The sequence below is a fragment of the Microbacterium sp. 10L49 genome, assembly GCF_056395125.1.
In genome coordinates this window covers 477642-503034 of the sequence record NZ_JBFTIW010000001.1, presented here as the reverse complement: position 1 = coordinate 503034, position 25393 = coordinate 477642, and the positions used below count along the sequence as shown (strand labels likewise).

The following is a 25393-nucleotide window of genomic DNA, read 5'->3' as shown; positions in this document are numbered from 1 at the left end:
GGTAGGATCGACAGGTCCACACAGGAGGAGAAACATGCGGATCACGGGACTCGGGCATGCCGGGATGTTCATCGAGACGGTCGGCGGGAACATCATCTGCGACCCCGTCCTCGGCCCGTCCTTCTACGGTTCCTGGTTCCCGTTCCCCGACAACCGCGGCCTCGACTGGGAGCGCTTCGGACGCGAGGCCGACTTCCTGTACGTATCGCACCGGCATCGCGACCACTTCGACCCGCGCCTGCTCGGGCGCTACATCCGCAAGGACATCGAGGTGCTCCTGCCGGAGTACCCGACCGACGACCTGGAGAAGGATCTCCGCGCTCTCGGGTATGACAACATCACCTACGCGCCTGCCGGCGAGGTCATCGAGCGCGGCGCGCTCAAGATCATGATCACGCCGCTGCGGGCCCCGAGCGACGGCCCGATCGGAGACTCGTCGCTCAGCGTGGACGACGGCTCGGGATCCGTCCTGAATCAGAACGACTCGCACCCGCTCGACCTCGAGAAGCTGATGAAGTTCGGCACGCCCGACGCGTACTTCACACAGGTCTCCGGCGCGATCTGGTGGCCGATGGTCTACGACCTGCCCCTCGACGCCAAGCAGAACTTCGCCCGCCTCAAGCGGGAGGCGCAGAACAAGCGCGCGATGTATTACATCGAGAAGGTCGACGCGCCGCACGTGTTCCCGATGGCAGGCCCGCCGATGTTCCTGCGCGACGAGCTCTTCGACTTCAACGGGATCGGCCGCAACGGCGAGTCGATCTTCACGGACCAGAAGCAGTTCCTGGCGCACATGAACGAGCTCGCCCCGCAGTACGACGGGCACCTGTTCGTGCCCGGCACGGTGGTGACGCTGGAGGACCGCGAGGTGGCGTCGGTCGAGCAGACCCTGTACACCGAGGATGAGCTGTCCCACATCTTCGACGAGAAGTGGGACTACCTCGAGGAGCAGCGCGCAAGCCGGCAGCAGGAGATCCGCGACGAAGAGGCACGTCGCTCGCCGATCCTTGCGCCCGACGAGATGCTCGCCGCGATCAAGGAGTGGTGGGAGCCGCTGCTGAAGAAGTCCCGCACGATCCGCCTCGGCGTCGGCGGCAACGTCCGGTTCCGCATCGGCGAGCTGGACATGGTCGTGGACTTCCCGAAGGCGAAGGTGCGCGAGTACGCGGGGGAGGAGTGCATCTACTGGTACACGATCCCCGCAGACCTGGTCTCGACGAACATCGCCGACCACGAGATCGACTGGTCCAACTCGATCTTCCTGTCGATGCAGTTCTCCGTGGGCCGCAGCGGCAAGTTCAACGAGTTCCTCACCACCTTCCTCAAGTGCCTGTCGGTCGACCGGATCGAGTACGTCGAGAATTGGTATCAGGAGCAGACGGATCAGACCGAGGACGCCGAGATCGGCGACTGGGTCGTCCAGCGCCGGTGCCCGCATCTGCGCGCTGACCTCACCCGCACCGGATCCATCGATGAGGACGGCGTGCTGACCTGCAGCATGCACGACTGGAAGTGGGATCTGAAAACGGGCCGGTGCCTCTCCACCGCAGGTCATCCGATCCGCGCCAAGCAGATCGATCCGGTGACCGACGCCGTGCTCAGCGAAGCGTCCTGAGTTCCGCGGAGCCTCGTCGTGTCCATGGCGGGGAGCTGCCTCGGCTAGACTGAGGTCATCCTCAGAAGCAACCTTTAACACCGTCCCGTGAGGCGGAGAAGGGAGCCGGCAGATGAGCGCACGTATCGTGCTGCAGGAAGCCGACATCAGGCGCGCTTTGACGCGCATCGCCCACGAGATCCTCGAATCCAACCGGGGAGCGGAGGATCTGGTCCTCCTGGGCATCCCCACCCGCGGTGTCCCTCTCGCCGAGCGCCTCGCGCTGCTGATCACCGAGATCGCACAGACCGCCGTCCCCGTCGGCTCGCTGGACGTGACGCTGTTCCGCGACGATCTGGCGAAGCACCCGACCCGATCCCCGCACCGCACCGACATCCCCGCGGGCGGGATCGACGGCAAGACCGTCGTCCTCGTCGACGACGTGCTCTTCTCCGGACGCAGTATCCGCGCCGCCCTCGACGCGCTGCAGTCCATCGGCCGCCCCGCGGTGGTGCGCCTCGCGATCCTCGTCGACCGCGGGCATCGCGAGCTGCCGATCCGCCCCGACTTCGTCGGCAAGAACATCCCCTCGTCCCGCGCGGAGCGCGTCTTCGTGCGCCTGACTGACGACGACGGCGAAGAGTTCGTCTCGATCGAGGGAGGCGACGAATGAGGCACCTGCTCGACACCCGTACCCTCGCCCGCGAGGACGCGCTGCAGATCCTGGACATCGCGGAGGACATGGCAGACGCCCAGTCCCGCCAGGTGCGCAAGCTCCCCACTCTGCTCGGCAAGACCGTGGTGAACCTCTTCTTCGAGGACTCCACCCGAACTCGCATCTCGTTCGAGGCCGCCGCCAAGCGCCTCTCCGCCGACGTGATCAACTTCGCCGCCAAGGGGTCCAGCGTCTCCAAGGGCGAGAGCCTCAAGGACACCGCGCAGACGCTGGAGGCGATCGGCGCCGACGCCGTGGTCGTGCGCCACCCCGCGTCCGGCGCGCCCCGCACTCTCGCGACGAGCGGCTGGATTTCGGCAGGCGTCGTGAACGCCGGCGACGGCACCCATGAGCACCCGACGCAGGCACTGCTCGACGCGTACACGATGCGCAAGCGCCGGTTCGGCGCGGACAGCCGCGGACGCGATCTCAGCGGAGTACGGGTCGTGATCGTCGGCGACGTGCTGCACTCCCGCGTCGCCCGCTCCAACGTGTGGCTGCTCGCGACGCTCGGCGCGGAGGTCACCCTGGTCACCCCGCCGACGCTGATCCCGCAGGACGTCACCGCATGGCCGGCGCGGGTGCTGTACGACCTCGACACGGCGCTGGCCGAGGAGCCGGACGCCGTGATGATGCTGCGCATCCAGCTCGAGCGCATGCACGCGGCCTTCTTCCCGAGCGAGCGCGAGTACGCCCGCCACTGGGGGCTCGACGCAGCCCGGCTGCGGCGGCTACCCGAGGATACGATCGTGATGCACCCCGGCCCGATGAACCGCGGACTGGAGATCTCTTCCGACGCCGCCGATTCCGCCCGCTCCACCGTGCTGGAGCAGGTCGCGAACGGGGTCTCGGTGCGGATGGCGGCGCTGTACATGCTGCTGGCCGGGGAGCGCTCTGAGCCCGTCAGAACAGGGACCGGCTCAGGGACCGAGGAGTTTCAAATGAATCGAGGAGACCGATGACCGAGAGCCTGCTCTTCCGAGGCGCGAAGATCCTCGGCGCCGATTCCGCGGACATCCTCGTCCAGGACGGACGGATCGCCGAAGTCGGCGCCGGCCTCTCCGCCGCAGGTGCCCGCGCCGTCGACGCCGACGGCCTGGTCGCGCTGCCCGGCCTCGTCGACCTGCACACGCACCTGCGTGAGCCCGGCTTCGAGGCGAGCGAGACCGTGCTGTCCGGCACCCGTGCTGCCGCCGGCGGAGGCTTCACAGCGGTGTTCGCGATGCCCAACACCTCACCCGTCGCCGATTCGGCGGGCGTCGTCGAGCAGGAGTTCGCCCTCGGCGAGGCCGCCGGCTACGCGACGGTGCAGCCGATCGGCGCGGTCACCGTCGGGCAGAAGGGGGAGCGGCTCGCCGAGCTCGGCGCCATGGCCTCGTCCCGCGCGAACGTCCGGGTCTTCAGCGACGACGGCTTCTGCGTCTGGGATCCGCTCATCATGCGCCGCGCGCTCGAGTACGTGAAGGCCTTCGACGGGGTGATCGCGCAGCACGCGCAGGACCCGCGGCTCACCGAGGGCGCGCAGCTGAACGAGGGCGCCGTATCGGCGGAACTGGGCCTCGCGGGCTGGCCGGCGGTCGCCGAGGAGTCGATCATCGCGCGAGACATCCTGCTCGCCGAGCACGTCGGATCCCGGCTGCACGTCTGCCACCTGTCCACCGCCGGATCCGTCGAGCTGATCCGCTGGGCGAAGAAGCGCGGCGTGGCGGTGACCGCCGAGGTCACCCCGCACCATCTGCTGCTGACCGATGAGCTGGCGCGCGGCTACGACGCGCGATTCAAGGTCAACCCGCCGCTGCGCACCCAGGAGGACGTGCTCGCCGTGCGTGAGGGCCTCGCCGACGGCACGATCGACATCGTCGCCACCGACCACGCTCCGCACCCGAGCGAGGCGAAGGCCTGCGAATGGCAGGCCGCCGCGAACGGCATGGTCGGCCTGGAGTCCGCGCTGCGGGTCGTGCACCAGGCCATGGTGCAGACCGGACTGCTGGACTGGACCGATGTCGCCCGCGTCATGAGCTCCGCTCCGGCGCGGATCGGATCCCTCGCCGGGCACGGCACGCCGATCGCCGCCGGGCAGCCGGCCGAGTTCACGCTGTACGACGCCGCTGCGCAAGGAGTGTTCGCCGAGGCGGACCTGCACGGCCAGAGCACGAACTCGCCGTACCTCGGTCGCGACCTGCCGGGCAAGGTCCTCTGGACCGTGCATCGCGGGTACGCGACGCTCGCCGACGGCGCGCTCGTGGAGCTCGGCTCGTGAATCAGCAGGTCGCCGGCGCGGTCGTCCTCGGGGTCGCCGTGCTGCTCATCCTCGCCGGAGTCTGGGCGTGGCGCGCCCGGCTGCGGCGCGACTCCGGCCTCGCGGCACCGATCGGGGTTCCCGAGCATGCCGAGGTCCAGGCGCGCTACGAGACTCTCTACGTCGCGACCACCCGGCACGACCACTCGCTCGAGCGCCTCGCGGTGCGCCCCCTCGTGTATCGAGCACGGGGCGAGCTCACCATCACCGACCGCGGCGCGGCGCTGAGCCTGGACGGCTCGCCGACGGTGTTCCTCTCCTCGGCGCGGCTGCTCGGCGCCGACCGCGCGACGGTCACGATCGACCGGGTCGTCGAACCGGGCGGGCTGATCCGCCTGGTCTGGCGCACGGACGACGGCACCGTCGTCGACAGCTATCTCCGCATCACCGGCGACCTGGGCAACACCGATGCCGCCGGCGCCGCGCTCACCGACCTTCAGCGCCTCTGCGCTGCCTCCGAGACTGGAGAATCCGCATGACCCTTCCTCACGACTCCGCCGTGCTCGTCCTCGAGGACGGCACCCGCCACGTCGGACGCGCCTACGGCGCGACCGGAACCGCCCTGGGCGAGGTCGTCTTCGCCACCGGCATGTCCGGCTACCAGGAGACGCTCACCGACCCGTCCTACGCCGGACAGATCGTGCTGCAGACCGCGCCGCACATCGGCAACACCGGGATGAACGACGAGGACCCGGAGTCCCGCCGCATCTGGGTCGCCGGCTACATCGTGCGCGACCCCTCGCGCGTCGTCTCGAACTGGCGGGCGAACGCGTCGCTCGATGACACCCTCGTGCGCGACGGCATCGTCGGCATCAGCGGCATCGACACCCGCGCGATCACGCGTCACATCCGCTCGGCCGGATCCATGCGCGGCGGCATCTTCTCCGGCACGGACGCCGCGCTGGACGCGGACGAGCAGCTGCGCCGCGTGGCGGAGGCGCCCGAGATGGCCGGGCAGAACCTGTCCGCCGCCGTGTCGGTCGAGGTCGCACAGGTCACGCCGGCGACGGGGGAGCGCATCGGCAACCTCGCCGTACTCGACCTCGGGGTCAAGCAGTCCACGCTCGACAACCTCGCCGCCCGCGGGTTCGACGTGCACGTGCTGCCGCAGGCCTCGACGTTCGCGGACATCACCGCCATCGACCCGGTCGCGGTGTTCTACTCGAACGGGCCCGGTGACCCCTCGGCGTCCGACGCCCAGGTCGCCGTGCTCCGGGAGGTGCTGGACGCAGGTCTGCCCTACTTCGGCATCTGCTTCGGAAACCAGCTGTTCGGCCGCGCCCTGGGTCTCGGCACCTACAAGCTCACGTTCGGCCACCGCGGCATCAACCAGCCCGTGCTCGACAAGGCCACCGGCCGGGTCGAGATCACTGCCCACAACCACGGCTTCGCGGTCGAGGCGCCCATCGAGGGATCCTTCGACAGCCCGAACGGGTACGGCAAGGTCGAGGTCAGCCACGTCGGCCTCAACGACCAGGTCGTGGAGGGCCTCCGCGCCCTCGAGATCCCGGCCTTCTCGGTGCAGTACCACCCTGAGGCCGCCGCCGGCCCGCATGACGCCAACTACCTCTTCGACCGCTTCCGCGACGTCGTCGTCGCCCACCTCTCCACGAAGGACAGCAAGTAATGCCCAAGCGCGACGACATCCACTCCGTCCTCGTCATCGGATCCGGCCCGATCGTCATCGGTCAGGCCTGCGAATTCGACTACTCCGGCACCCAGGCGTGCCGCGTCCTGCGCGAGGACGGCGTGCGCGTCATCCTCGTCAACTCCAACCCGGCCACGATCATGACCGACCCGGACTTCGCGGACGCGACCTACATCGAGCCGATCACTCCGGAGGTCATCGAGACCATCATCGCCAAGGAGAAGCCGGATGCGATCCTGCCGACCCTCGGCGGCCAGACCGCGCTGAACGCCGCCATGGCGCTGCACGAGCGCGGCATCCTGGAGAAGTACGGCGTCGAGCTCATCGGCGCAAAGGTCGAGGCGATCCAGAAGGGCGAGGATCGCCAGATCTTCAAGCAACTGGTGCTCGACGCCGGCGCCGACGTCGCCGCGTCCGTGATCTGCCACACGATGGACGAGCTCCTCGAGGGTGCTGAGAAGCTCGGCTACCCGCTGGTCGTGCGACCGTCCTTCACCATGGGCGGACTCGGATCCGGCTTCGCGTACGACGAACGCGACCTGCGCCGCATCGGCGGCGCCGGCCTGCACGACTCGCCGACCACCGAGGTGCTCCTGGAGGAGTCGATCCTCGGCTGGAAGGAGTATGAGCTCGAGCTCATGCGCGACACGGCCGACAACACGGTCGTCGTCTGCTCGATCGAGAACGTCGACCCGGTCGGCGTGCACACCGGCGACTCGATCACGGTCGCCCCGGCGCTCACGCTCACCGATCGCGAGTACCAGAACCTGCGTGACATCGGCATCGACATCATCCGCGCCGTCGGCGTCGACACCGGCGGCTGCAACATCCAGTTCGCAGTGAACCCGGAGAACGGCCGCGTCATCGTCATCGAGATGAACCCCCGCGTGTCGCGCTCCTCGGCGCTCGCGTCGAAGGCGACCGGATTCCCCATCGCGAAGCTCGCCGCCAAACTCGCGCTCGGCTATCGCCTGGACGAGATCCCGAACGACATCACGGGCGTGACCCCGGCGAGCTTCGAGCCCACGCTCGATTACGTCGTCGTCAAGGCCCCGCGGTTCGCGTTCGAGAAGTTCCCGGCCGCCGACGCGACGCTCACCACGACCATGAAGTCGGTCGGCGAGGCCATGGCGATCGGCCGCAACTACACGACGGCGCTGCAGAAGGCGCTCCGCTCGCTCGAGAAGCGCGGATCCTCGTTCCACTGGGGTCCCGAGAGCCGAAGCGTCGAGGAGCTCCTCGAGATCTCCAAGACGCCGACCGACGGGCGCATCGTCGTGCTGCAGCAGGCGCTGCGCAAGGGCGCCACGATCGAGCAGGCGTTCGAGGCCACGGCGATCGACCCCTGGTTCATCGACCAGATGGTGCTCATCAACGAGGTCGCCGAGCAGATCCGCACCGCGCCCGAGCTCGACGCCGCCACGATCCGCCTCGGCAAGGACCACGGCTTCTCGGACGTGCAGTTCGCCGAGCTCCGCGGGCTCACCGAGGCCGAGGTGCGCGGCGTCCGGCACGGGCTCGGGATCCGGCCCGTCTACAAGACCGTGGACACCTGCGCCGGCGAGTTCCCGGCCCTCACGCCGTACCACTACTCCAGCTACGACAGCGAGACCGAGGTCACCCCGAGCGACCGGACCAAGGTCGTCATCATCGGATCCGGGCCGAACCGCATCGGCCAGGGCGTCGAGTTCGACTACTCCTGCGTGCACGCGTCCTTCGCGCTGTCCGCCGCCGGGTACGAGACGGTCATGGTCAACTGCAACCCGGAGACCGTCTCCACCGACTACGACACCAGCGACCGGCTGTACTTCGAGCCCCTCACGCTCGAGGACGTGCTCGAGGTGCTGCACGCCGAGGCGCAGTCCGGCACCATCCTCGGCGTCGTCTGCCAGCTCGGCGGGCAGACCCCGCTCGGACTCGCGAAGGGGATCGAGGCGGCGGGATACACCGTGCTCGGCACCAGCCCGGAGGCGATCGACCTCGCCGAGGAGCGGGAGCTGTTCTCCCGGCTGCTGGACGCGGCCGGTCTGGTCGCGCCCCGCAACGGCACCGCGATCGACGTCGAGGGCGCGGTCGCGGTGGCCGAGGAGATCGGCTACCCGGTGCTCGTCCGCCCCAGCTTCGTGCTCGGCGGCCGCGGCATGGAGATCGTCTACGACACCCCGGCGCTGCGCGACTACTTCGTGCGCACCGCGGGCGAGGTCATCATCGAGGAGGGCAAGCCCCTGCTCGTGGACCGCTTCCTCGACGACGCGATCGAGATCGACGTGGACGCGCTGTACGACGGCGTGGAGCTCTACATCGGCGGCGTCATGGAGCACCTCGAGGAGGCCGGCATCCATTCCGGCGACTCGAGCTGCACGCTGCCGCCGGTCTCGCTCGGCCGCACCGACATCGACCGCGTGCGCACCGCCACCCTGGCCATCGCCGAGGGCGTCGGCGTGCGGGGCCTGCTCAATGTGCAGTTCGCGATCAGCGCCGGCGTGCTCTACGTCATCGAGGCGAACCCGCGCGCGAGCCGTACCGTGCCGTTCGTCTCGAAGGCGCTCGGGATCCCGCTCGCGAAGGCGGCGAGCCGGATCCTGTCCGGATCCACGATCGCCGAGCTCAAGGACGAGGGGATGCTGCCGCCGGTCGACGGCTCCCGCGTGCCGCTCGGCTCGCCGGTCTCGGTCAAGGAGGCCGTGCTGCCGTTCAAGCGGTTCCGCACCAAGGACGGCCGCATCGTCGACTCGATCCTCGGGCCGGAGATGCGCTCGACCGGCGAGGTGATGGGCATCGACCGCGACTTCCCGACCGCGTTCGCGAAGAGCCAGGCCGCGGCCTACGGCGGAACGCCGACGTCCGGCACCGTGTTCATCTCGGTCGCCGATGCCGACAAGCGCGCCGTCATCCTGCCCGCCCACCGGCTGCATCAGCTCGGCTTCACGATCGTGGCGACCACGGGCACGGCGGAGATCCTGTCCCGCAACGGCATCCCGGTGACCGTCGTCGAGAAGTACAGCGAGACCCAGGCGAGCGGCGAGACCAACATCGTCGACCTGATCGACCAGGGCGCGATCGACATCATCGTGAACACGCCCTCCGGCGGCGCCGCACGTGCCGACGGCTACGAGATCCGCGCGGCCGCGGTCGCCGCGGACAAGGCGCTGTTCACGACGATCGCGACGCTCGGGGCCGCCGTCAGCGGAATGGACGCGGCGGACAAGGGCTTCGAGGTGCGGAGCCTGCAGGAGTACGCCCAGGACCGGCTGGCGCGCGCGTGAGCGTGACGTCCTTCGGAGCGCGGCTGCGCCAGGCGCTCGATGCGCATGGCCCGCTGTGCGTGGGGATCGACCCGCACGCGGCGCTGCTGGACGCCTGGGGCCTGCCGCAGACGGCCGACGGCGTGCGGGCGTTCGGACTCGCGACGGTCGAGGCCGCCGCGGGGCGCGTCGGCATCGTCAAGCCACAGGTGTCGTTCTTCGAGCGCTTCGGATCCCGGGGGTTCGCCGCGCTCGAAGACGTGATGTCGGCGGCGCGCGCGGCGGGGCTCCTGGTCGTCGCCGACGCGAAACGCGGCGACATCGGCACCACCATGGCCGGATACGCGCAGGCGTGGCTCGAGCCGGGCTCGCCGCTCGAGGCCGACGCGCTCACGATCAGCCCCTACCTCGGCGGCGGGTCGCTCGCCGAGGCGATCACACGCGCTCTTCCCGCGGGCAAGGGCGTCTTCGTGCTCGCCGCGACGAGCAACCCCGAGGGGGCGCCGGTGCAGCAGGCGCTCGTCCCCGCAGCGCTCGCTGCCACGCCGGGGGAGACCACCGCGCTGCGCATCACCCGGGACGTCACGGCGTACGACTCGCCGCAGGGCGGGCTCGGATCCGTCGGCCTGGTGGTGGGGGCGACCATCGACCGGGGCGATTTCGGCCTGGACGACGAGACACTGCGCACGGTGCCGCTGCTGGCCCCGGGATTCGGCGCACAGGGTGCGACACCAGCGGATCTGCGTTCGAGATTCGGTACGCTGGCAGGTAACGTCCTGGCTTCCGAAAGCCGGAGCATCCTGTCCGCTGGTCCGGACCGGATCGTAGCGACGATCGAAGAGCGCGCCGCGCGCTACCAGGAGGTCATGGGTGGTTGAACCGGCAGGACGCGCAGTCCCCGAGGTCGATCGCGTCGCCGCCGCTCGTCGAGCGGTCGAGCGCCGCCGCGCGCGCGCATCGCTGAAACGCGATCTGACCATGCGGGTGACCGCACCGCAGGACGTGCTGGCCGCGGCCGCGGCCGACCCGCATTCCACGGCGGGAACGCTGCGCGTGCCGGACTTCCTGACGGCTCTGCCCGCGATCGGCGCGGGCAAGCGCGATCGCATCCTCGCCGACCTGCAGATCTCCCCGGTCAAGCGGCTCGGGGGCCTCGGGTCGCGGCAGCAGCAGGCGCTGCGTCGCTGGGTCGACACGCGCTTCCCGCAGCCCGTGCCCCGCGCGGGCCGGAGCCGGTTGCTCGTGCTGGCCGGACCCACCGCGGTGGGCAAGGGCACGGTGGCCGCGCACATCCGCGAGAATCACCCCGAGATTCACCTCTCCGTCTCCGCGACCACGCGCGCACCGCGCCCGGGAGAGCAGGACGGCGTGCACTACTTCTTCGTGGACGACGCCGAGTTCGATCGCATGATCGCCGCGGGCGAGCTGCTCGAGCACGCCACCGTGCACAACCGGTTCCGCTACGGCACTCCGCGCCGGCCCATCGATGCAGCCCTGGCCGAGGGCAAGACCGTCCTGCTGGAGATCGACCTGCAGGGCGCCCGTCAGGTGCGGGCTGCGGATCCCTCCGCGAACCTCGTGTTCCTGCTGCCGCCGTCCTGGGACGAACTCGTGCAGCGGCTGGTCGGCCGCGGCACCGAGGACGCGGAGGAGCGCGCCCGGCGTCTGCGCACGGCGAAGGTCGAACTGGCCTCTCAGTCGGAGTTCGATCACCGGGTCGTGAACGAGGACGTCGCCACCGCCGCCCGAGAGGTCGTAGAATTGTCATCGGCGTCTGCGCGCTGACCGCTCTCTCCGGTCCTGAACTCGTCCAGGGCCGGTGCGCACGCCCGAATTCTTCGCGACACGCGTCGCCGAACATCCCACCAACAGGAGGTCCACCATGGCCGGACACAACAACGGCATCATCGACCCGCCCATCGACAACCTGCTCGACCGCGTCGAGTCCAAGTACGAGCTCGTCATCTACGCGTCCAAGCGCGCGCGCCAGATCAACGACTACTACTCCGACCTGCACGAGGGCAACCTGTTCGACAACGTGGGTCCGCTGGTCGACTCCTCCGTCGAGGACAAGCCGCTGACCATCGCGCTGCACGAGATCAACGAGGACAAGCTCCGCATCCGCCACGCGGAGTGAGCTGACCCTCCGCCGGCACGACGCAAGGGAGCCGCCGTCATCCCGTCCGTGGATGTCGGCGGCTCCGTCCATACTGGGCATGGGCGCACCGACCCGTTGTCAGGGGCGCATCCCGTCCCGCCCGACCGCACTCCACACCAAGGAGCACCGATGAGCGCGCTGCGTCTGTTCACCTCCGAGTCCGTCACCGAGGGGCACCCCGACAAGATCTGCGACCAGATCTCCGACTCGATCCTGGACGGCCTGCTCACGGTGGACACCGGAGCGCGCGTCGCGGTGGAGACGCTCGTCACGACGGGCCTCGTGCATGTCGCCGGCGAGATCCGCACCTCCGGCTACGTCGATATCCCCACGATCGTCCGCGACGTCGTCAACGGCATCGGCTACACCTCGAGCGACACCGGATTCGACGGCTCCTCGTGCGGCGTGAGCGTTTCGGTGGGGGAGCAGTCGGCCGACATCGCGAGCGGCGTCGACCAGGCGCACGAGCACCGTGAGGGCGGCTCCTCCGACCCGCGCGACCTCCTCGGCGCCGGCGACCAGGGAATCATGTTCGGCTTCGCCACGACCGAGACCCCGCAGCTCATGCCGATGGCGGCCTGGACAGCGCACCGCCTGGCGGAGCGCCTGACCCAGGTGCGTCGCGACGGCACGCTGCCGTTCCTGCGTCCCGACGGCAAGACCCAGGTGACACTGGGCTACGACGGCTTCACCCCGAAGACGGTGGACGCGGTGGTGCTGTCCACCCAGCACAACCCGGAGATCTCACAGGAGGAGCTCAAGGCGCTCATCCGCCAGCACGTGATCGACCCCGTCCTCGCCACGACGGGCCTCGACCTCGACGGCGTCACGCACTACATCAACCCCGCCGGCCCCTTCGTCACCGGCGGTCCGAAGGGCGATGCGGGCCTCACCGGCCGCAAGATCATCATCGACACCTACGGCGGAGCCGCACGGCACGGCGGCGGGGCCTTCAGCGGGAAGGACCCGTCCAAGGTCGACCGCTCCGGCGCCTATGCGATGCGCTGGGTCGCCAAGAACGCGGTCGCGGCGGGGCTCGCCGACCGGCTCGAGGTGCAGGTCGCGTACGCGATCGGCGTGGCGCAGCCCGTGGGACTGTACGTGGAGACTTTCGGCACAGGCAAGGTCGACGACGAGACGATCACCCGCGCGATCCGTTCGGTCTTCGACCTGCGCCCGCAGGCGATCATCGAGGAGTTGGATCTGCTGCGCCCGATCTATGCCGCCACCGCCGCCTACGGGCACTTCGGCCGCGAGCTGCCGACGTTCACCTGGGAGCAGACGACGCGCGCCGACGACCTGCGTCGCGCCGCCGGACTCTGATCGACCCCGTTCACCCGCAAGCTCCGCTCGTGCCACGGCCGATCGCCCGCGTACTGCTGGACTCGCCGGTCCCGCAGCTGGATCGGCTGTTCGACTACGCCATCCCGGCTGAGCTGATCGACGACGCGATGCCGGGAGTGCGGGTGCGGGTTCCGCTGCGTTCCGCAGGACGGGTCCTCGACGGGTACCTGGTCGAGGTGGCCACGGAGGACGACGACGCCCGGACGCTGGCGGAGCTCGACGCCGTGGTGTCCCGCGCCCGGGTGCTGCCTGAGCCGCTCTGCATGCTCGCCCGTCGCGTGGCGGACCGCGCCGCAGGCAGTGCGTCCGATGTGCTGCGGCTGATCGTGCCCAAGCGACAGGTCCGCGTGGAGAAGGCGTGGCTGGCGGCAGCCGGCGACGCGGAGGGCGGCAACGGGGCAGCCGCGCAGGTGACGGTCCCCGCCGTCTCCGAGACGATCGCGCGATACGCCGGTCTCGCCGACGTGCTCGCGGAATCGGGCCGCGCGGCCGTGGAGGCGATCCCGCGCCTCGCCTCCGACGATCTGCCGGAGTGGACCCGCTTGCTCGCGGCCGCCGCTGCGCACACGCTCGCAGGCGGTGCCTCGGCGATCCTGGTCGTCCCCGACTACCGCGACCTCGACCTGCTGCTCGCCGCCCTCGACGTGCTCGCGCCGGACGCCCCTGTAGCCCGCCTCGACTCCCGGCAGACGGGCCCGGACCGCTACCGCGCGTATCTGCGCACACTCGAGGACACCCCGTGCATCGTGGTCGGCAACCGCTCCGCCGTGTACGCCCCGGTGCGAGCGGGCCTGGTGATGCTGTGGGACGACGGCGACGGGCTGCTGGCCGAGCCGCTCGCGCCCGGTGCGCATCCCCGAGATGTCGCACTGCTGCGGCAGGAGCAGGAGGGATCCGCCCTCTTGTTCGCCGGCCACACCCGCACGACCGACGTGGAGCGCTTGGTCGAGACCGGGTGGATCCGGGCGATCACGGCCGCCAAGCGGCAGCTGCCGCGCGTGGTCCTGGACTCCACCGAGGATCTGGACCGGCGCGGTCAACGCCTGCCGTCCCGGGCGTTCCTCACGGCACGGGAGGCCGCCGCGACCGGACCTGTGCTGCTGCAGGTGGCGCGACCGGGGTTCTCGCCGACGCTCGTGTGCGCGTCGTGTCGCGCGCCGGCCCGCTGCCGAGCCTGCGGAGGGCCGCTCGGTGCCGCACATCGCGGGGCGACACCGGTGTGCGCCTGGTGCGGACGCGGGGCGCGCCTCTGGGCGTGCAGCTCCTGCGGCGGGGAGAAGGTGCGTCTTGCCGCATCCGGCAGTGAGCGGACCGCGGAGGAGCTGGGGCGCGCGTTCCCGGGGATCCGCGTGATCGTCGCCGACGGCAACCATCCGGTGGTCCGTGTCGACGCGAAGCCGGCCCTCGTCGTAGCGACCCGCGGCGCCGAGCCTCTGGCCGAGGGAGGCTACCGGGCGGTCGTGCTGCTCGACGGCTCCCGGATGCTGCAGGCGCCGGAGCTGCGGATCGGGGAGTCCTGCCTGCGCTGGTGGTCGAACGCGGCCGCCCTCGCCGCGCCCGGAGCGCCGATCCATCTCGTCGGCGTCGACGGTGCCGTGGCTCGTGCTCTTGCGACCTGGTCCCAGGCGTCGTACGCGCGGACGGAGCTCGCCGAGCGCGCGCCGCTGCGCATGCCGCCGTCCGTGCGCGTCGCCCAGGTCGAGGGCACCGGCGCCGCCATCCGTCGCGCCCTCGACGACATCGCCGCGCTGCAGCTGCCGCCGGACGCCGTGCTGGGGCCCGTACCGATCGAAGGCGACGACGACGGCCGGGAGCGCGCGCTCGTGCGGTTCCCCTACGCCGAGGGCGCGCGCGTGGCGGGCGTGCTCCGCGCCGCCGTGATCGCCGAGGCGATGGGCCGTCGCCGAGCCCGTGGCAGGACCCCACGGACTACGCTCTCGGTGAGGCTCGACGTCACCGAACCCGACCTCTGAACCACCCGATCCACCCCGTTCGTCTCGAACAACCCGCAGCACCTTCGAAGGACCCTCATGCGTCTCGTCTTCGCCGGCACTCCGGCGGCCGCCGTACCCACCCTCCGTCGCCTCGCCGGCGAGCACGAGATCGTCGCGGTCGTGACCCGCCCCGACGCGCCGCTCGGGCGCAAGCGGATACTCACCCCTTCGCCGGTCGCGCAGGAGGCCGATGCGCTCGGGATCCCGGTGATCAAGGCCGCGCGCCTGGACGAGGAGGCGACGGGTCGGATCACGGCGCTGCGCCCCGAACTCGGTGTCATCGTCGCCTACGGCGGCCTCGTGCGCGAACCCCTGCTGAGCGCCCCCGAGCACGGCTGGATCAACCTGCACTTCTCCCTGCTGCCGGCCTGGCGCGGAGCCGCCCCGGTGCAGCGGGCGCTCATCGCGGGGGACGCGGAGCTGGGCGCCACGGTGTTCCAGCTCGTCCCTGCGCTCGACGCGGGGGACGTGCACGCGATGCGGGTGTACCCCGTAGCCGGCGACGCCACCGCGGACGACGCGCTCGCCTCCCTCGCCATCGACGGTGCCGGGCTCACCGCGGAAGCCGTCGGCGCCATCGCCGGTGGCACCGCTCGCCCCGTGCCGCAGCAGGGCGAACCCACGCACGCGGCGAAGCTCGGCCTCGAGGACGGCCTGCTGGACTGGACCGAGCCCGCCGACATGGTGTTCGCCCGTTACCGCGGCGTCACCAGCGAGCCGGGTGCGCACACGGCCATCGACGGGGCGCCGCTGAAGGTGCGCGAGCTCGCGCGGACGCATGATGCGGATCCGCTGGCGCCGGGCGTATTGCACGGGATCAAGGGCGGCGTGCTCGTGGGCACCGGCAGCGCGCCACTGCTGCTCGTGCGCGTGCAACCGGCGGGGAAGGCCGCGATGGCCGCCGCGGACTGGTTCCGCGGCCTGCGGGCCAGCGACGGCGAGACCGTGCGGTTCGACGCCGCCGCGCCCTCGAGCGAGCAGAGCGACGCACGATGAGCGGACAGGGACGGCAGCACGGCGACGGCCGCCGGGGCCCGAAGCGGCGCGCGGCCGGTCAGGGCGCACCGCGCCGGCAGAACACCGGCGGAGCGACGCAGCACTCGGCGTCGCGGAACGCGCGTCCCCGCGACGTGCAGCCTGCGCGTCGCGTCGCGTACGACGTGATCCGCGCTGTCAGCACCTCCGATGCCTACGCCAATCTGCTGCTGCCGGGGGCGATCCGCGATGCGGGACTGAACGCTGCGGACGCGGCCTTCGCGACCGAGCTGACATACGGGACGCTGCGCCGTCTGGGCACATACGACGCCATCATCGCCGCCGCGGCCGGACGCGAAGTCGCCGGCATTGATGCTCCGGTGCTCGACGCCCTCCGCCTCGGTGCGCACCAGATCCTCGCCACCCGGGTCGCGACGCACGCGGCCGTCAACGAGTCGGTGAATCTGGTGGCCCTGGAGAGTGGGCGCGGCGCGTCGGGGTTCGCGAACGCGGTGCTGCGCAAGGTCGCCGCGCGCACGCAGGAGGAATGGTTCGACGCCGTCACGGCCGCGGCGCGCTCCGACGACGAGCGCCTGGGGCTCCGCTACGCGCATCCGGTCTGGATCATCCGTGCCCTGCGCCGTGCTCTCGCGGCCGAGGGGCGGGAGGACGAGCTCGAGGAGCTTCTCGCGGCGGACAACGTGGCTCCCGAGGTCACGCTCGTCGCGCTGCCCGGACTTGCGGAACCGCGCGAGCCCCGGCGGCCGTACGCACCGACGGCGTTCGGATCCGAAGGCGGAGACCCCGGAGCGACCGTCGCCGCGAACAAGGGCAGGGTGCGCGTGCAGGACGAGGGGTCGCAGCTCGTCGCCCTCGCGCTCGTCGGCGTCCGGCCTGTGGCGGCGGGGGAGCGCTGGCTGGATCTCTGCGCCGGCCCCGGCGGCAAGACCGCCCTGCTTGCCGCGGAGGCGCTGCGCAGCGGGGCGACACTCGACGCGAACGAGGTGGCGCCCGCCAGGGCGGGACTGGTGCGCAAGGCAGTCGCCGCGGTGCCGCTGCACGTCGAGGTCGCCGAGGAGGACGGCCGCGTGCTCGCCGCCGAGCGCCCTGCAGGCTATGACCGGATCCTGCTCGATGCGCCGTGCACGGGACTCGGAGCGCTGCGGCGCCGCCCAGAGGCGCGCTGGCGCAAGACCGCCGCCGACGTCCCCGAACTCGCCGCGTTGCAGGAGGAGCTGCTCTCGGCTGCCCTCGGCGCGCTGAAGCCCGGCGGGATCCTCGCCTACGTCACGTGCTCCCCGCACCTGGCCGAGACCGCAGCGGTCGTGCAGACTGTGCTCCGCGACCGGGACGACGTGCACGAGCTCGATGCCCGTGAGGCACTCGGTGCCGTGTCGCAGCAGCCGATCGATCTGCCGGAGCCGTCGAACGGATCCGGTCACGCGCAGCTCTGGCCGCACCGGCACGGCACCGACGCGATGTTCCTGTCGCTGCTCGTCAAGGACGCCTGAACCGCGATCGGACGGCGGCATCGGTACGATCGCGGCGGCGGGCACCGGGATAATGGGCGCATGCCCGCATCCCGCGCCGAACTGCCCGCAGCCCCCCGGATCAATCCCTCGATCCTCGCCGCCGACTTCGTGAACATGCAGGCGGATCTCGCCCGCATCGCGACGGCGGACTTCGCGCACGTGGATGTGATGGACAACCACTTCGTGCCCAACCTCACCTTCGGACCGCAGATGGTCGAGCGCATCCAGGCGACGAGCCCGATCCCGCTCGACGTGCACCTGATGATCACGGATCCGGACCGCTGGGCGCCGGGCTATGCGGAACTGGGCGCAGCGAGCGTCACCTTCCACCTCGAGGCGGCGTCCGACCCCGTCGCCCTCGCACGCTCCCTGCGCAGCATCGGCGCCAGGGCGGGCGTCGCGATCAAGCCGGGCACGGCGGCGGAACCGCTCTACGACATCCTCGGCGAGTTCGACCAGATTCTCGTGATGACCGTGGAGCCCGGCTTCGGCGGGCAGGGCTTCATGCCCGAGACGATGCCCAAGCTGCGAGCTCTGGCCGACGAGGCGAAGCGGCGCGGCTCCGACGTCTGGCTGCAGGTGGACGGCGGGATCTCGGATGCGACGATCGCGCAGGCCGCTGCCGCAGGCGCCGATACGTTCGTCGCCGGATCCGCCGTCTACGGCTCCCCCGACATCGAAGCCGCCGTCACGCGGCTCCGGGGTCTCGCACGAGCCGGTAGCCTGGGAGAGTGAAGACCTTCGACGAACTGTTCGCCGAGCTGAGCCGCAAAGCGGCCGAGCGCCCGGAGGGATCCGGGACGGTGCGCGAGCTCGACGCGGGCGTGCACACGATCGGCAAGAAGATCGTGGAAGAGGCGGCCGAAGTGTGGATGGCCGCAGAGTACGAGAGCGACGAGGCTGCGGCCGAGGAGATCTCCCAGCTGCTGTACCACCTGCAGGTGCTGATGCTGGCCAAGGGAATGACCCTGGAGAACGTCTACCGACATCTGTGAGGCGCCCCGACGGGGCTCCTTTCGCACACAGATCGCTTCGAACGAAAGACCTCCCATGCTGCGCATTGCCGTCCCGAACAAGGGATCGCTGTCCGAGACCGCCGCCGAGATGCTCGCCGAAGCCGGGTACGCCGGCCGCCGCGACACCAAGACCCTGCACGTGATCGACGCCGACAACGACGTCGAGTTCTTCTTCCTCCGTCCTCGCGACATCGCCACCTACGTCGCCTCGGGCGCGCTGGACGTCGGCATCACGGGACGTGACCTGCTGCGCGATGTGCGCCGCCCGGACGCCCGTGAGATCGAGCAGCTCGGCTTCGCCCGCTCGACGTTCCGCTTCGCCGCCCCGCCCGGACGGTTCAAGACGCTGGAGGACCTCAACGGCGTGCGCGTCGCCTCCGCCTACCCGGGGCTCGTCGACGACTACCTGCGGGAGCACGGCGTCACCGCCGAGCTCGTGCCGCTCGACGGCGCCGTCGAATCGGCCGTGCGTCTGGGGGTCGCCGACGCGATCGCGGACGTCGTGGAGACCGGCACCACGCTGCGCCAAGCGGGCCTGGAGATCTTCGGCCCCGTGATCATCGAGTCCGAAGCGGTGCTGATCAGCCGCCCCGGCGACGCCGAGGGCACCGAGAAGCTGCTGCGCCGCCTCCGCGGCGTCATGGTCGCCCACCGGTTCGTGCTGCTGGACTACGACCTGCCCGCCGATCTCGTCGAGAAGGCGGCCGCGATCGCGCCCGGGCGCGAGTCCCCGACGGTGTCGCCGCTGCGGGACCCGGCCTGGGTCGCCGTGCGGGTGATGATCCCGCGCCGTGGCATGAACCAGGTGATGGACCAGCTCTACGCGCTCGGCGCACGGGCCATCCTCGTCACCGCGATCCACGCCGCGAGGCTCTGATGTCGCTCACCGCGCGCGTCATCCCGTGTCTCGATGTGGCTGCCGGCCGCGTCGTCAAGGGCGTGAACTTCGAGAACCTGCGCGATATGGGCGATCCGGTCGAGCTCGCCCGGCACTATGCCGCGCAGGGCGCCGACGAGATCACCTTCCTCGACGTGACCGCGACCGTCGATGAGCGCGCCACCACCTACGACGTGGTGCGCCGCACCGCCGAAGAGGTCTTCGTGCCGCTCACCGTCGGTGGCGGCGTCCGCTCGGTCGACGACGTGGCCCGCCTGCAGGGCGTCGGCGCCGACAAGGTCGGGGTGAACTCCGCGGCGATCGCCCGTCCGGCTCTGATCGGCGAGATCGCCGACCGCTTCGGCGCCCAGGTGCTGGTGCTCTCGCTCGACATCAAGCGCAGTCCGCGCACGGCGTCCGGATTCGCCGTGACCACGCACGGCGGGCGCACCGAGACCTCCCTGGACGCCCTCGACTGGGCCCGCGAGGCCATCGAACGCGGCGCGGGGGAGCTGCTGGTCAACTCCATCGACGCCGACGGCACCAAGGACGGGTTCGACCTGGAGCTGGTGGGCCTCATGCGCGAGGTCTCCAGCGTGCCCGTCATCGCCTCGGGCGGCGCCGGGAAGGCCGAGGACTTCGCTCCGGCCATCGCCGCGGGCGCGGACGCGGTGCTCGCCGCGAGCGTGTTCCACTCCGGACAGCTGACCGTCGGCGATGTGAAGGCGGCGCTGAACGCCGCGGGGGTGACGGTGCGATGAACACGGATCTCGATGCCAGGCTCGCCGACGTGAGTTACGACGACCAGGGCCTCGTCCCTGTGATCGTGCAGCAGTGGGACACCCTCGAGGTGCTCATGATGGCCTGGGCCGACGAGGAGGCGCTGCGCCGTACCCTCACCACGGGTCGCGCCACGTACTGGTCCCGCTCCCGCCAGCAGTACTGGCGCAAGGGCGACACCTCCGGCCACGTGCAGCACGTGCGCGGGGCTCGGCTGGACTGCGACGGCGACACCGTGCTCCTGCTCGTCGACCAGATCGGCGTGGCCTGCCACACCGGCACCCGCACCTGCTTCGACGGGCGCGATCTGGATCCGGTCGTCGCCGCGGCGCAGGACCGGGCTGTGGCAGACGACGCCGGGAAGGCCACGGCGTGATGCTCGCCCGCCGAGCGAAGTCGACGAGCCTGCTGCTGATCCTGCTCGCGGGCGGGATCGGGGTCCTGTCCTCGACGCAGACCTGGCTGACCGTCACCCGCGCCGACGGGGGAGAGTCGCTCGACGTCGCCGGCAACGCGGCGCTGCCCGTGCTCGCCCCGCTGAGCCTCACGGCGCTCGCGCTGTGTGCAGCCATCGCTCTCGTCGGGCCCGTGCTGCGACGCGTGTTCGCCGCGATCGCGGTCGCTGTCGGGGCCCTCCTGCTCGTGCTGACCACGCGCATCCTGTTCCAGCATCCGCTGGATGCAGTGAGCCCCGCCCTCACCAAGGCCACGGGGCTCGCAGGGGACACCGCGCTGAAGGCCATCGTCGACGGCATCGCCGTGACCGCTTGGCCCTGGGCTGCGCTCGTCGGCTGGATCCTGCTGCTCCTCGGCGGCGGGCTGGCCCTGGTCACCGCGGGGCAGTGGCGCAGCGGCGGGCGTCGCTATCGCACCGCCCCGGCGCCGAACGACGGACCGGTGGACGCGGTGGAGAGCTGGGACGAGCTCAGCCGCGGCACCGACCCCACCCGCTAGACCGCCTCGACGACGCCCCGCGCTGTCCGCGGTCCTCGTCGAGAAGCACGATCCCGATAGACTTGACCACACCACCCGACGCTCGGAGGAGAACATGAGCAACCCCATCGCAGATCCCGGCCACGGACACTCGCCTGCGGCCTGGACCGCCGTGGTGATCATGCTGCTCGGATTCAGCGTGGGCACCGCCGCCTTCTTCCTCGACGTCCCCGTCGTGGTCTGGGTGGGCGTCGCGCTGATCGTCGTCGGCGCGATCGTGGGCTGGGTGCTCTCCAAGGCCGGATACGGCGCGAAGGGCCCGAAGTACCAGCCGAAGGCGCACTAATGGTGCTCGCCGACCTCACGGCCGGCGCAGTCGAGGACGCCGCCCGTCGCGAGCGGGAGCGTCCGCTGGCGATCGTGGAGCGTGCCGCACTCGATCGCGCCCCCGCCCTCGACGCACGCGCCGCGCTGGCGCCCGCGGACCGGGTCAAGATCATCGCCGAGGTGAAGCGGGCGAGCCCGTCGCGCGGCGCCCTCGCCGAGATCCCGGATCCCGCGCTGCAGGCATCCCTGTACCAGCAGGGCGGGGCGTCTGCGATCAGCGTGCTCACGGAGGAACGTCGGTTCGGGGGCAGCCTCGCCGATCTCGAGGCCGTGACCGCCGCCGTGCAGGTCCCCGTGCTGCGCAAGGACTTCATCGCCACCCCGTACCAGGTGTTCGAGGCGCGCGCCGCGGGTGCGTCCCTCGCGCTGCTCATCGTGGCGGGCCTGGACCGCGCGAATCTGGAGCGGCTGTACGCCCTCATCCTCGAGCTGGGCATGACGCCCCTCGTCGAGACGCACTCCGCCGAGGAGCTCGAGGTCGCGATCGATCTCGGTGCGCACCTCGTCGGCGTGAACGCCCGCGACCTGAAGACCCTCGAGCTGGACCGCGACCTGTTCGGCCGGCTGGTCGAGCGGATCCCCTCGACGTCCGTGAAGATCGCCGAGTCCGCCGTGCTCACGCCCGCCGACGTCGCGCACTACCGCGCGGCCGGTGCCGACGCGGTACTCATCGGCGAGGCGCTCGTCACCGGCGATCCCGTCGCCACCCTGCATTCTTTCCTGGAGGCCGGATCATGAGTCTGCGCGATCAGCCGGGGCCGTTCTTCGGTGACTTCGGCGGGCGCTTCATGCCCGAATCGCTCATCGCGGCGATCGACGAGCTCACCGTGGCGTACCACGAGGCGATCGCCGATCCGGCATTCCAGTCCGAGCTCGCGACCCTGCTGCACTCCTACGCCGGGCGTCCCTCGCCGATCACCGAGGTGCCGCGGTTCGCCGAGCACGCCGGCGGCGCGCGGATCTTCCTCAAGCGCGAGGACCTCAACCACACCGGATCCCACAAGATCAACAACGTGCTCGGTCAGGCGCTGCTGACCAAGCGCCTGGGCAAGACCCGGGTGATCGCGGAGACGGGCGCCGGCCAGCACGGTGTCGCCACGGCGACCGCCGCCGCGCTGTTCGGTCTCGAGTGCACGATCTACATGGGCGAGGTCGACACCGAGCGTCAGGCGCTCAACGTCGCCCGGATGCGCCTGCTCGGCGCGGAGGTCGTGCCCGTCACCACGGGATCGCGCACGCTCAAGGATGCGATCAACGACGCGTACCGCGACTGGGTCGCGACCGTCGAGACCACCAACTACATCTTCGGCACGGCGGCGGGCCCGCACCCGTTCCCGGCGATGGTGCGCGACTTCCAGAAGATCATCAGCGAGGAGGCTCGTCAGCAGCTGCTCGACGAGGCCGGGCGCCTGCCGGATGCGGTGCTCGCCTGCGTCGGCGGCGGCTCCAACGCGATCGGCATGTTCGACGCGTTCCTCGATGACGAGACCGTGCGGCTGTACGGCGTGGAGGCGGCCGGCGACGGCGTCGACACGCCCAAGCACGCCGCCTCGATCGAACGCGGTCGCGCTGGGGTGCTGCACGGTGCACGCACGTACGTCCTGCAGGACGAGGACGGGCAGACCATCGAGTCGCACTCGATCTCTGCGGGCCTCGACTACCCCGGCGTGGGGCCGGAGCACTCGTGGCTCGCCGCGATCGGCCGCGCCGAGTACATCCCCGCGACCGACGACGAGGCCATGCAGGCGCTGCGCCTGCTGAGCCGCACCGAGGGCATCATCCCCGCGATCGAGTCCGCGCACGCCCTCGCCGGCGCCATGCGGATCGGCAAGGAGCTCGGCCGCGACGCGATCCTCGCGGTCTGCCTCTCCGGACGCGGCGACAAGGACATGGACACCGCGGCCCGTTACTTCGGGCTGTACGACGAGGGCGCTGCAGAGAACGGAGTCGGCGCATGAGCCGCGTCGAAGAGGCCATCCAGCGCGCACATGACGCCGGTCGGGGCGCCTTCATCGGCTACCTCCCGGTCGGCTACCCCGACCTGCAGACCAGCATCGACGCCGCGATCGCCCTGGCGCGCAACGGCGTGGACATCATCGAGCTCGGACCGCCCTACAGCGATCCCGTGATGGACGGCGCGATCATCCAGGAGGCGACGCAGGCGGCACTCGCGAACGGCTTCCGGATGCGCGATCTCTTCACGGCGGTCGCGGCCATCACGGCTGCCGTGGACGCCCCCGTGGTCGTCATGACCTACTGGAACCCCGTGCTGCAGTACGGCGTCGACCGCTATGCCGACGACCTGCTCGCCGCAGGCGGTGCAGGTCTGATCACGCCCGACATCACTCCCGAGGCGGCACCCGAGTGGATCGCCGCGAGCGAGCGCACGGGGCTCGACCGCGTCTTCCTGGCCGCGCCCACCTCCACCGACGCCCGCCTCGACCTGGTCGCTGCAAGCTCCACGGGCTTCGTGTACACCGTCTCGACCATGGGCATCACGGGGGAGCGGGCCGAGCTGGACAAGGCCGCCCGCACGCTCGTCGGACGCCTCAGGGAACATGGCGCCGGTCGTGCGTGCGTGGGCATCGGCATCTCCACCGCGGAGCAGATCGCGGGCGTGCTGGAGTACGCCGACGGCGCGATCGTCGGCACCGCCCTCGTGCGGGCTCTTCGGGACGGGGGCGTGGATCGGCTCGCGGAGGTCACCCGCGAACTCGCCACGGGCACCGCGCTCGCACGGTGACGGCGCTCTGACGACGTAGACTCGTGACCATGCCCTTCGCGCTCCAGAACGCTCTCATCGGCGTGCATGCCAGCATCCCGAGCCCGCCGATCAGCTACTTCCAGGTCGGGCCGCTGCAGATCCACTTCTACGCGCTGTGCATCATCGCCGGCATCATCGTGGCCACGCTGCTGACCAACCACCGGCTGACGAAGCGCGGCGCGGAGCGCTGGGTCGTCGTGGACATCTGCATCATCGCGGTGCCGCTCGCCATCATCGGCGCGCGCATCTTCCACGTCGCCACGCACCCCGGCTTCTACTTCGGGCCGGACAAGAACACCTGGAACCCGTTCGAGCCCGGCTCGGTCTGGGCCATCTGGGAGGGCGGCATCGCCATCTTCGGCGCGCTCATCGGCGGCGCCATCGGCGCCTGGCTGGGCTGCAAGTGGACCGGAGTGCGCTTCTCGGCCTTCGCGGACGCGCTGGCCCCCGGCCTCATCCTCGCGCAGGCGTTCGGCCGCTTCGGCAACTGGTTCAACCACGAGCTGTTCGGCCTGCCCACCGACCTCCCCTGGGGCCTGGAGATCGAGTCGACGAACTCCGCCTTCCCGGCGGGACTCGCCCCCGGGACCCTGTTCCACCCCACGTTCCTGTACGAGGTCATCTGGAACACTCTGGGCTGCCTGTTCCTGCTCTGGCTCGGCCACAAGCTGCGCCTGCAGTGGGGCAAGCTCTTCGCCGTCTACCTGATCTGGTACGGCGCAGGACGCATGGTCTGGGAGTCGATCCGCATCGATCCGAGCGAGATCTACTTCGGGCTGCGCACGAACGTCTGGGCCGCGCTGTTCGGCGTCGTGCTGGGCATCGTCGTCCTGTTCGTGCAGACTCGCCGTCACCCCGGCTTCGAGCCTTCGCCGTACCAGCCGGGTCGGGAGCCGAGCGCCGCTGGGGTAGAATCGCAAAACCCCGATGATTTCGTCGACCTGAGCGAGCCTCAGACCGACGAGAATCGCGCGGAGGCGGACGCCACGAGCGCCGTCTCCCGCCCCTGAGAACGGCGCCGACAGGAGCCTCGCTGCGGTGGACGTACGTCCACCGGGAATATCGCACTGAACGAGCGGGCCGATGATGTCCCCGGGTTCATCAGAAATCTGAGGACGGTGACTGGTGTACT

Annotated in this window: 25 protein-coding genes; all 25 read left to right on the top strand. The window is 70.7% G+C overall.

Features of this window, described 5'->3' with window-relative positions:
- The first annotated feature begins 34 nt into the window (after positions 1-34).
- The 25 genes from AC1DCT_RS02435 (at position 35) to lgt (ending at position 25271) form a co-directional block, all read left to right on the top strand.
- Complete coding sequence (locus AC1DCT_RS02435; protein WP_477427268.1) at positions 35-1615, top strand: Rieske 2Fe-2S domain-containing protein; 1581 nt, start codon at positions 35-37, stop codon at positions 1613-1615.
- A 112-nt stretch (positions 1616-1727) separates the two neighbouring features.
- Positions 1728-2267 (top strand): bifunctional pyr operon transcriptional regulator/uracil phosphoribosyltransferase PyrR, encoded by a 540-nt coding sequence (pyrR, locus tag AC1DCT_RS02430; protein ID WP_477427267.1) that lies wholly within the window; start codon positions 1728-1730, stop codon positions 2265-2267.
- Positions 2264-3271, top strand: coding sequence for an aspartate carbamoyltransferase catalytic subunit (locus AC1DCT_RS02425; RefSeq protein WP_477427265.1), 1008 nt, complete (start codon positions 2264-2266; stop codon positions 3269-3271). Before pyrR ends, AC1DCT_RS02425 begins: the two co-directional genes overlap by 4 nt.
- Positions 3268-4569, top strand: coding sequence for a dihydroorotase (locus AC1DCT_RS02420; protein ID WP_477427263.1), 1302 nt, complete (start codon positions 3268-3270; stop codon positions 4567-4569). Before AC1DCT_RS02425 ends, AC1DCT_RS02420 begins: the two co-directional genes overlap by 4 nt.
- On the top strand, positions 4566-5087 hold the full coding sequence (locus AC1DCT_RS02415) for a PH-like domain-containing protein (RefSeq protein ID WP_477427261.1): 522 nt from the start codon (positions 4566-4568) through the stop codon (positions 5085-5087). Before AC1DCT_RS02420 ends, AC1DCT_RS02415 begins: the two co-directional genes overlap by 4 nt.
- Positions 5084-6235: a glutamine-hydrolyzing carbamoyl-phosphate synthase small subunit gene (carA, locus tag AC1DCT_RS02410; protein ID WP_477427259.1), complete on the top strand. Its 1152-nt coding sequence runs from the start codon at positions 5084-5086 to the stop codon at positions 6233-6235. Before AC1DCT_RS02415 ends, carA begins: the two co-directional genes overlap by 4 nt.
- Entirely contained in the window at positions 6235-9522 is a 3288-nt protein-coding gene (gene carB, locus AC1DCT_RS02405) for a carbamoyl-phosphate synthase large subunit (protein ID WP_477427257.1), read from the top strand. Before carA ends, carB begins: the two co-directional genes overlap by 1 nt.
- Before the next feature lie 2 nt (positions 9523-9524).
- Positions 9525-10379, top strand: a complete 855-nt coding sequence (gene pyrF / locus AC1DCT_RS02400; RefSeq protein WP_477427744.1) for an orotidine-5'-phosphate decarboxylase — start codon at positions 9525-9527, stop codon at positions 10377-10379.
- Positions 10372-11286 carry a guanylate kinase gene (gene gmk / locus AC1DCT_RS02395; RefSeq protein WP_477427255.1) on the top strand — a complete coding sequence of 305 codons (915 nt, stop codon included), beginning with the start codon at positions 10372-10374 and terminating at the stop codon, positions 11284-11286. Before pyrF ends, gmk begins: the two co-directional genes overlap by 8 nt.
- Before the next feature lie 97 nt (positions 11287-11383).
- Positions 11384-11638, top strand: a complete 255-nt coding sequence (gene rpoZ / locus AC1DCT_RS02390) for a DNA-directed RNA polymerase subunit omega (RefSeq protein ID WP_045273081.1) — start codon at positions 11384-11386, stop codon at positions 11636-11638.
- Between the two features lie 150 nt (positions 11639-11788).
- Positions 11789-12982: a methionine adenosyltransferase gene (gene metK / locus AC1DCT_RS02385; protein ID WP_477427253.1), complete on the top strand. Its 1194-nt coding sequence runs from the start codon at positions 11789-11791 to the stop codon at positions 12980-12982.
- 29 nt (positions 12983-13011) lie between these two features.
- Complete coding sequence (locus AC1DCT_RS02380; protein WP_477427251.1) at positions 13012-14976, top strand: primosomal protein N' family DNA-binding protein; 1965 nt, start codon at positions 13012-13014, stop codon at positions 14974-14976.
- Positions 14977-15033: 57 nt separating this feature from the next.
- Entirely contained in the window at positions 15034-15993 is a 960-nt protein-coding gene (locus tag AC1DCT_RS02375; RefSeq protein WP_477229087.1) for a methionyl-tRNA formyltransferase, read from the top strand.
- A complete protein-coding gene (locus AC1DCT_RS02370) occupies positions 15990-17483 on the top strand; it encodes an RsmB/NOP family class I SAM-dependent RNA methyltransferase (protein ID WP_477427249.1) in 1494 nt (497 codons plus the stop codon). The genes AC1DCT_RS02375 and AC1DCT_RS02370 overlap by 4 nt, the downstream gene beginning before the upstream one ends.
- A gap of 60 nt (positions 17484-17543) precedes the next feature.
- Positions 17544-18239 (top strand): ribulose-phosphate 3-epimerase, encoded by a 696-nt coding sequence (gene rpe / locus AC1DCT_RS02365; protein ID WP_477427247.1) that lies wholly within the window; start codon positions 17544-17546, stop codon positions 18237-18239.
- Positions 18236-18499, top strand: coding sequence for a phosphoribosyl-ATP diphosphatase (locus AC1DCT_RS02360; RefSeq protein ID WP_440731769.1), 264 nt, complete (start codon positions 18236-18238; stop codon positions 18497-18499). The genes rpe and AC1DCT_RS02360 overlap by 4 nt, the downstream gene beginning before the upstream one ends.
- Positions 18500-18554: 55 nt before the next feature.
- Positions 18555-19397: an ATP phosphoribosyltransferase gene (gene hisG / locus AC1DCT_RS02355; protein ID WP_477427245.1), complete on the top strand. Its 843-nt coding sequence runs from the start codon at positions 18555-18557 to the stop codon at positions 19395-19397.
- Positions 19397-20158, top strand: coding sequence for an imidazole glycerol phosphate synthase subunit HisF (hisF, locus tag AC1DCT_RS02350; RefSeq protein WP_441975919.1), 762 nt, complete (start codon positions 19397-19399; stop codon positions 20156-20158). The genes hisG and hisF overlap by 1 nt, the downstream gene beginning before the upstream one ends.
- Positions 20155-20553, top strand: a complete 399-nt coding sequence (hisI, locus tag AC1DCT_RS02345; RefSeq protein ID WP_477427243.1) for a phosphoribosyl-AMP cyclohydrolase — start codon at positions 20155-20157, stop codon at positions 20551-20553. Before hisF ends, hisI begins: the two co-directional genes overlap by 4 nt.
- A complete protein-coding gene (locus AC1DCT_RS02340; RefSeq protein ID WP_441975964.1) occupies positions 20553-21131 on the top strand; it encodes a Trp biosynthesis-associated membrane protein in 579 nt (192 codons plus the stop codon). The genes hisI and AC1DCT_RS02340 overlap by 1 nt, the downstream gene beginning before the upstream one ends.
- Before the next feature lie 94 nt (positions 21132-21225).
- Positions 21226-21456, top strand: a complete 231-nt coding sequence (locus AC1DCT_RS02335; protein ID WP_440731764.1) for a DUF6704 family protein — start codon at positions 21226-21228, stop codon at positions 21454-21456.
- A 2-nt stretch (positions 21457-21458) separates the two neighbouring features.
- Complete coding sequence (gene trpC / locus AC1DCT_RS02330; RefSeq protein WP_477427742.1) at positions 21459-22235, top strand: indole-3-glycerol phosphate synthase TrpC; 777 nt, start codon at positions 21459-21461, stop codon at positions 22233-22235.
- Complete coding sequence (trpB, locus tag AC1DCT_RS02325; RefSeq protein WP_477427241.1) at positions 22232-23455, top strand: tryptophan synthase subunit beta; 1224 nt, start codon at positions 22232-22234, stop codon at positions 23453-23455. Before trpC ends, trpB begins: the two co-directional genes overlap by 4 nt.
- Entirely contained in the window at positions 23452-24240 is a 789-nt protein-coding gene (gene trpA / locus AC1DCT_RS02320) for a tryptophan synthase subunit alpha (RefSeq protein ID WP_441975915.1), read from the top strand. Before trpB ends, trpA begins: the two co-directional genes overlap by 4 nt.
- Positions 24241-24269: 29 nt before the next feature.
- The gene (gene lgt, locus AC1DCT_RS02315; protein ID WP_477229088.1) at positions 24270-25271 is read left to right on the top strand and encodes a prolipoprotein diacylglyceryl transferase; all 1002 of its coding nucleotides are present in this window, start codon (positions 24270-24272) and stop codon (positions 25269-25271) included.
- Positions 25272-25393 lie beyond the last annotated feature (122 nt).